At 60.2% G+C, this 6,537-nt stretch carries 8 protein-coding genes; 3 read left to right on the top strand and 5 right to left on the bottom strand.

Annotation, left to right across the window (positions count from 1 at the left end):
* The 3 genes from ABW043_RS16240 to ABW043_RS16230 all read left to right on the top strand — a co-directional run.
* Positions 1–273: tripartite tricarboxylate transporter substrate-binding protein (locus ABW043_RS16240; RefSeq protein ID WP_353922241.1), on the top strand; the 273-nt coding region annotated here is incomplete at its 5' end.
* A 90-nt stretch (positions 274–363) separates the two neighbouring features.
* Complete coding sequence (locus ABW043_RS16235; protein WP_353922240.1) at positions 364–825, top strand: tripartite tricarboxylate transporter TctB family protein; 462 nt, start codon at positions 364–366, stop codon at positions 823–825.
* A gap of 9 nt (positions 826–834) precedes the next feature.
* Positions 835–2,340: a tripartite tricarboxylate transporter permease gene (locus ABW043_RS16230; RefSeq protein WP_353922239.1), complete on the top strand. Its 1,506-nt coding sequence runs from the start codon at positions 835–837 to the stop codon at positions 2,338–2,340.
* Between the two features lie 250 nt (positions 2,341–2,590).
* Here the strand turns inward: ABW043_RS16230 and ABW043_RS16225 are convergent, their stop codons facing one another.
* The 5 genes from ABW043_RS16225 to ABW043_RS16205 all read right to left on the bottom strand — a co-directional run bounded on the left by ABW043_RS16225 (position 2,591) and on the right by ABW043_RS16205 (position 6,537).
* Positions 2,591–3,592, bottom strand: a complete 1,002-nt coding sequence (locus ABW043_RS16225) for a bile acid:sodium symporter family protein (RefSeq protein WP_353922238.1) — start codon at positions 3,590–3,592, stop codon at positions 2,591–2,593.
* Between the two features lie 172 nt (positions 3,593–3,764).
* A complete protein-coding gene (locus ABW043_RS16220; protein WP_353922237.1) occupies positions 3,765–4,619 on the bottom strand; it encodes a methylenetetrahydrofolate reductase in 855 nt (284 codons plus the stop codon).
* 17 nt (positions 4,620–4,636) lie between these two features.
* A complete protein-coding gene (locus tag ABW043_RS16215; RefSeq protein ID WP_353922236.1) occupies positions 4,637–5,137 on the bottom strand; it encodes a flavin reductase in 501 nt (166 codons plus the stop codon).
* A gap of 212 nt (positions 5,138–5,349) precedes the next feature.
* A complete protein-coding gene (locus ABW043_RS16210; RefSeq protein ID WP_353922235.1) occupies positions 5,350–6,378 on the bottom strand; it encodes a methionine synthase in 1,029 nt (342 codons plus the stop codon).
* A 27-nt stretch (positions 6,379–6,405) separates the two neighbouring features.
* Positions 6,406–6,537 (bottom strand): putative oxygenase MesX, encoded by a 132-nt coding sequence (locus tag ABW043_RS16205; protein ID WP_502908660.1) that lies wholly within the window; start codon positions 6,535–6,537, stop codon positions 6,406–6,408.

The following is a 6,537-nucleotide window of genomic DNA, read 5'->3' as shown; positions in this document are numbered from 1 at the left end:
CCGACCACCAAGGAAGCCGGACTCGATCTCGAGATCGGCGTGTGGCATGGCCTTTACGCTCCGGCAGGCACCGATCCGGCTATCATCGCGCGTCTCGAAACCGCGCTACAGGCGGCGTTGACCAATGAGACAGTGGTCGCCCGCTTTGCCGAACTTGGCACCGTCCCGGTCACCGCCGAAGAAGCGACGCCCGCAGCGCTCACCGAAATGCTGACCAGCCAGATCGAACTCTGGCGCGGCGTCATCGAGGCGGCCGGCGTCTACGCCGACTAAGACCTTTCCATCGGCCCACGTCACACGGCCTGCGGTTTTCCGCAGGTCGTCCCCGACGCACATCCATCTGTTTCATCTGGGGAGGCGGCCATGCTGGCCAAGTTTTCACTCCGGGATCTCCTGGCAGGCGGCATCTTCGTCCTCGCCGGAGCCTACTTTTCGCTCGAAGCGCTGAACTACGAGGTCGGCACGCCCTTCCGCATGGGGCCGGGCTTCATGCCGCTCGCGCTTGGCGCCGTGCTTGCCGCCCTTGGCATCGGCGTTGCCGCCAGCGGTTGGCAAAAGCCTGACAAGGAGAAGCCACTGCCGCCCTCCTGGCGGGGTATCGCTCTTATCATTGGCGTGGTGATCTTCTTCGGCGCCACCATACGTGGCCTCGGCTTCGTGCCCGTGGTTTTCGTCTCGGCCTTCGCCTCCGCCATGGCCAGCCGGCTCAATTCCCCACTCTTTGCCGCCCTCCTCGCCATCGGGCTCACGGTTCTCTGCACCGCCATCTTCGTCATCGGCCTTGGCATGTCCGTGCCGTGGTTTGGGCCCTGGCTCGGTCAATAGGAGCGTCACATGGATATCATCGGCTTTCTCGGCCTCGGCTTCTCCGTCGCCCTCGATCCCATCAACATTCTCTACTGCTTCATCGGCGTGCTGCTCGGCACTCTGGTTGGCGTGCTGCCCGGCATCGGCCCCACCGCCACCATCGCCATGCTGCTGCCCATCACCTTCTCACTGTCGCCGGCCGCCGCTTTGATCATGCTGGCGGGCATTTATTACGGCGCCCAATATGGGGGCTCCACCACCGCCATTCTGATCAACCTGCCGGGTGAAAGCTCATCAGCCGTCACTGCCATCGATGGCTACCAGATGGCCAAGCAGGGCCGCGCCGGCCACGCTCTGGCAACCGCCGCTCTCGGCTCTTTCTTTGCCGGCACGGTGGGCACGCTGCTGCTTGCTTTCTTCGCCCCGCCCCTTGCGCGAGCGGCGCTGAATTTCGGCGCCCCCGAGTATTTTGCGCTGATCGTCCTTGGGCTCCTCGTCTCCATCGCGCTGGCGCATGGCTCGATCCTCAAGGCTCTCGCCATGATCGTCCTCGGCCTGCTTCTGGGCATGGTCGGACAGGACATCTATACCGGTACCCCGCGCTTCACCCTTGGCATCCGCGAACTCTATTCCGGCCTCAACTTCGTCTCGGTCGCCGTCGGCATTTTCGGTGTCGCGGAAATCCTGCGGAACCTCGAAAACGAGAAGGGCCGCGATGTGATGGTCAAGTCAGTGAGCAATCTCTGGCTCGGCAAAGAGGAGCTGAAGCGCATTATCGCGCCGGTTATCCGCGGCACCACGCTTGGCTCCGTGCTCGGCATACTCCCCGGCGGCGGCCATATTCTGGCGTCATTCGCCTCCTATTCGGCCGAGAAGCGCCTTTCCAAGCATCCGGAAGAGTTCGGCCACGGTGCCATTGAAGGGGTCGCCGGTCCGGAATCGGCGAATAACGCAGCGGCCCAAACGTCCTTCATTCCGCTGATGACCCTCGGCATTCCCGCCCATCCGGTCATGGCGCTGATGGTCGGCGCGTTCATCCTCCAGGGCATCACCCCAGGTCCAAATGTCATCAACGACCAGCCCGCGCTCTTCTGGGGCATCATCGCCTCGATGTGGATTGGCAACCTGCTTCTCGTGATGCTGAACCTGCCGCTGATCGGTCTGTGGGTGAAGATGCTCTCCATCCCCTATCGCGCGCTGTTCCCCGCCATCGTTCTGTTCGCGTGCATCGGCTGCTACTCGATCAACCAGAACATCTTCGACGTCTTCGCCATCGGCTTCTTCGGCATTGTCGGCTACGTGCTGATCCGGCTCGGTTGCGAACCGGCACCGCTGTTGCTGGGCTTCGTCCTCGGACCGTTGCTTGAAGAACATCTGCGCCGCGCCATGATCATCTCGCGTGGCGATCCGATGGTGTTCCTCGAACGCCCGATCTCGGCGACCCTTCTTGGCCTCGCCCTCCTCGCAGTGATCATTGCGGTACTCCCGTCCATCAGGAGCAAGCGCAAAGAGGTGTTCGTCGAAGAGGATTGAGGTCTTCCAAACTTTGGGTTGGCGGGGGCGTGTATCTCCCTGTCAGCCCGTTGGACGGGTTCGTAACTTCTGGGCGCAGTCCACACTGCCCGAGACTACGTTGGTGAACCCGACTCACCGCCCTACCCATCTGCGGCGCGTTGGGCATCGAAGCTGGCGTGCCCCCCTTTTGACAATCGCATCGGAACGCTGGCTCTAGAGAGCACGATGCACATCTGCGCCGTGCTTCCCCACCTAATCTCGCATCCAACTAAATCGTAGCCGGTTGTAATTCCCTTTCGCTGGCGAGGTGGCCGGCGCGTTGGGCGATGATGGCGCAGACGAAGAGCTGGATCTGGTGGAAGAGCATCAGGGGCAGGATGATCATGCTCACGGCCTGCCCGGCGAATAGGATATTGGCCATGGGCAGACCACTGGCGAGGCTCTTCTTCGAGCCACAGAAGAACAGGGTCATTCGGTCACCGTGGTCAAGCCCTACGGCACGCCCCACCCACCATGTGGTCACCATAACGACGGCAAGCAGGACGATATCGGCCAGGATGATGATCGTGAGGCTGGTCAAACCCACCTGCTCCCAGATGCCGGCGACAACGCCGGCGCTGAACGCAGAGTAGACGATGATGAGAATGGAGCCGCGATCGACGACCTGGGTCAGAACGGCGTGCCGGCTGATAAACCCGCCGACGAGCGGCCGTAGCAACTGACCAAGGATAAAGGGCGCGAGGATTTGCAGCCCGATGTCGATGATGGAGTTGAGCGATATCCCGTTACCCGAGGCATGCAAAAGCACTGCAACCAGCGCCGGGGTGAGGAAGACACCGAGAATATTGGACATCGATGCAGCGCAGACCGCGGCAGGCACATTGCCGCGCGCAATCGAGGTGAAGGCAATGGACGATTGCACGGTCGACGGCAGAACAGAAAGATAGACGATGCCAATCGCGAGTTCTTCCTCGATCCACGGCGACAACACCGCCGCCAATATCAGGCCGCAGATCGGGAACATCACATAGGTGAAGCCGAAGACGAGCCCCTGCAGCCGCCAATTGGCAATCCCCGCCACAATGGCGCTGGTATTGAGCTTCGCGCCGTAGATGAAGAACAGCAGGGCGACGGCGAAATAGGCCACCTGATCGACGATGTCGGCCCCGATACCAGATGCAGGCAATAGCGTAGCCAGCACCACGGTGCCGAGGAGAAGAAACAGGTAGTAATCAAGACCGAAGCGCTTCAGGCGTTTAGCGAGTGACATTGTGCTGTGCCGGATAAATCAGGGAGGGGTTGCAGTGCAGCGGAATGGGGCGATGCTCATTGTCACCATCCGCCATTGGAAATCGTCTACGAGAGTCTCCTGGCGACGGCGATGGCATCGACCAGTTTCGGCTGCGTAAAATCTGGTGCCAGACCTGAAGCCATTGTCGGAACTACCAGGATCCGCGTCTGCGCAGCCAGCTTGATGCCTGTTCGAGCCCGCCAAATGGAAATACGTGCATCTGCGCTATCACCCGTCGCGCCGAAGCGGACAATTGTTCCTCGATTGGCGTGACAAAGGCTTCCGGCGAATAGCCAGTTGTGAGCGATAACAGGTTGCCGGCGCTTCTCTGCAGCATCGACAGTGAGTTTCCGACCCCGCAAAGCCTCGCATACTTGATCAGTGTGGCGACTTTCGCCGGGCCTGCTACACCGACATGCACCGGAGCATCAACGCCGATTTTAGCGAGGGCTTCCGCCCAAGCCACGACACGAGCGGGGGCGAAGCCGAATTGGGTGACGATACGCAGGCGCGCACCGGTTCGATCGGCAAAATTCTGCTTCTGTCGAAGGGCGTCGATTGCAAATGTCTCGGTAAAGTCGGGACTACCTTCTGGGTGTCCTGCGACGGCGATATCCTTGATACCGAACCGATCGAGCATTCCGGTGTCGAGGAGATCCATAGCGCTTGCATAGGGGCCCAAAGGCGTGGCGATACCGCCACCCACGACAAGGACATCATCGACGCCAGCCTGCTCGGCAAGTTGCCCCAAGCGCGTCTCCAATGCCTGCCGGCTTGAGATGCGCCGTGCCGCCAGATGCGGCACAGGGATGCAGCCGATCTCCCGCACCCGCTGGGCGGCCACGAGCATTTCGGCATCCGAACCGGGGCTGCCGATATCGGCCAGGTAGACCCGCGTTCCCGCAGGCAGCCAAAGTGCGAGCTGATAACGTGATGGGATCTGCCTGGGCAGGATTTCAATCGAGGCGAGGAGCGGACGGCCGATGGCCGGTTCCGGGGCAAACATATGAAAACTCTGAAGGTCTAGCCGCTGATATAGCGACGCATGCAATAGAGCAGCGTTGCGTTTGCTTCATTCTCGCGAATGTCGATGACCCGCCCGAAGAGGACACGGTGGGTCGCCTCGTCCACGGCATTGGTGAGCTCGCATTCAAAACTCACCGAGGCATTGGCCAGCACGGGCACACCCGTAAGACCCTCGCCCCATTCACCAAGCGCAAATCGCTCCCGCCCCGGCATCCTGCCGCCGAAGAGTTCCGATAAGTCCTCCTGCCCCGGCATCAACGTGTTGACGCAGAAGTGGCGCGCTTTTTCGAAGGCGTGAAAGCACGAGCTCGCCCGATTGATGCAGACGAGAAGCGTCGCCGGGGTGTCGCTGACGCTGCAGACCGCCGAGGCCGTAAAGCCGTAACGCTGGCCTCCAGCCTTGGTCGTAACGACGTTGACCGACGTGCCGAGGCGCGACATGCCGTTGCGATACGTGGCTTTGTCCACGAAGTCATAGCGGTGGTCCACAATGTCCATATCGTTCTCTCAAGGGCGTTCGAGACAGGCAAGACCCAGCGGTCGTGCAACGTCCCCTATTCTTAGTCCGTTCGGTAAGGCCCCTCGCCCGCGGGTCCGGAACGGCCATGCCGAGGAAATCGGCAGGGTCGTCCCCGGAATTGCGAGGGCATGACTTCAACGCCTTCGACAGCCTGATCAGTAAAACCGGTGCCTCAGCGTGTCGGCCAAGATCAGGCGGAAAGTTCCTTGCGCAGGATTTCCGCGCCTGCGCTTAGGGCATTGAGCTTTCCTGTCGCGACTGCGCGAGAAAGCGGGGCCATGCCACAGTTGGTGCTGGGATAAAGCTTGTCCGCGTCTACGAACTTCAAGGCCTTTCGCAGCGTATCGGCGACCTCTTCGGGAGTTTCGACCGTGTTGGATGCCACATCAATGGCCCCGACCATCACCTTCTTGCCGCGGATAAGCTCGATCAGATCCATGGGAACGTGAGAGTTGTGGCACTCGAGCGAAATCAGATCGATATTGGATTTCTGCAGCTTGGGGAGAGTCTGTTCATACTGCCGCCACTCCTCCCCGAGCGTCTTTTTCCAATCCGTATTGGCCTTGATGCCGTAGCCATAGCAAATGTGGACCGCGGTCTCACACTTGAGGCCTTCGATCGCGCGTTCGAGGGTTGCAACGCCCCACTCGTTCACTTCATCGAAGAAGACATTGAACGCCGGCTCGTCGAACTGGATGATATCGACGCCAGCCGCTTCCAATTCTCTGGCCTCTTCGTTGAGAATCTCAGCGAATTCCCAAGCCAGCTTTTCACGGCTCTTGTAGTGGGCGTCATAGAGCGTATCGATCATGGTCATGGGACCTGGCAGAGCCCATTTGATGGGCTGATTGGTCTGCTGACGCAGGAATTTGGCGTCTTCCACGAAAACCGATTTGGGGCGCGAGACGGCCCCAACAACGGTCGGCACGCTCGCATCGTAGCGATTGCGAATTCTGACGGTCTCGCGCTTCTCGAAATCGACGCCATCAAGGTGTTCGATAAACGTCGTGACGAAATGTTGGCGCGTCTGTTCGCCGTCGCTGACGATATCAATGCCGGCATTTTGTTGATCGGCCAGTGACAGGCGCAGGGCGTCCTGCTTGCCCTCGATCAATTCCTCGTCCTGCAATTTCCAGGGCGACCAAAGTTTCTCGGGTTGAGCTAGCCAGGAAGGCTTCGGCAGGCTGCCGGCGGTTGAGGTGGGCAACAGTTTCTTCATGATAGGCGACCTTGTATTCCTGGTTATTCAGGCAGCGTAATTGGCAGACCACCGATCAAGGACGGTCTTGTACGGCTTGATGAAGTGCTCTTCGACAAACTTTCCCTGCTCAACAGCCAGCCGGCTGCGCTCTTCGCGATCATAGACAACGCGAGTCAG

It is taken from the genome of Devosia sp., assembly GCF_040509215.1.
Taxonomy (GTDB): domain Bacteria; phylum Pseudomonadota; class Alphaproteobacteria; order Rhizobiales; family Devosiaceae; genus Devosia.
The sequence above is the reverse complement of the archived record's forward strand: the minus strand, read 5'-3'. Positions and strand labels throughout refer to the sequence as shown.

Excerpts from the sequence above, each read along its gene's own strand:
- ABW043_RS16220 (WP_353922237.1), bottom strand. The coding sequence starts at position 4,619 with ATGTTTGCCCCGGAACCGGCCATCGGCCGTCCGCTCCTCGCCTCGATT.
- ABW043_RS16210 (WP_353922235.1), bottom strand. The coding sequence starts at position 6,378 with ATGAAGAAACTGTTGCCCACCTCAACCGCCGGCAGCCTGCCGAAGCCT.
- ABW043_RS16225 (WP_353922238.1), bottom strand. The coding sequence starts at position 3,592 with ATGTCACTCGCTAAACGCCTGAAGCGCTTCGGTCTTGATTACTACCTG.
- ABW043_RS16235 (WP_353922240.1), top strand. The coding sequence starts at position 364 with ATGCTGGCCAAGTTTTCACTCCGGGATCTCCTGGCAGGCGGCATCTTC.
- ABW043_RS16230 (WP_353922239.1), top strand. The coding sequence starts at position 835 with ATGGATATCATCGGCTTTCTCGGCCTCGGCTTCTCCGTCGCCCTCGAT.
- ABW043_RS16215 (WP_353922236.1), bottom strand. The coding sequence starts at position 5,137 with ATGGACATTGTGGACCACCGCTATGACTTCGTGGACAAAGCCACGTAT.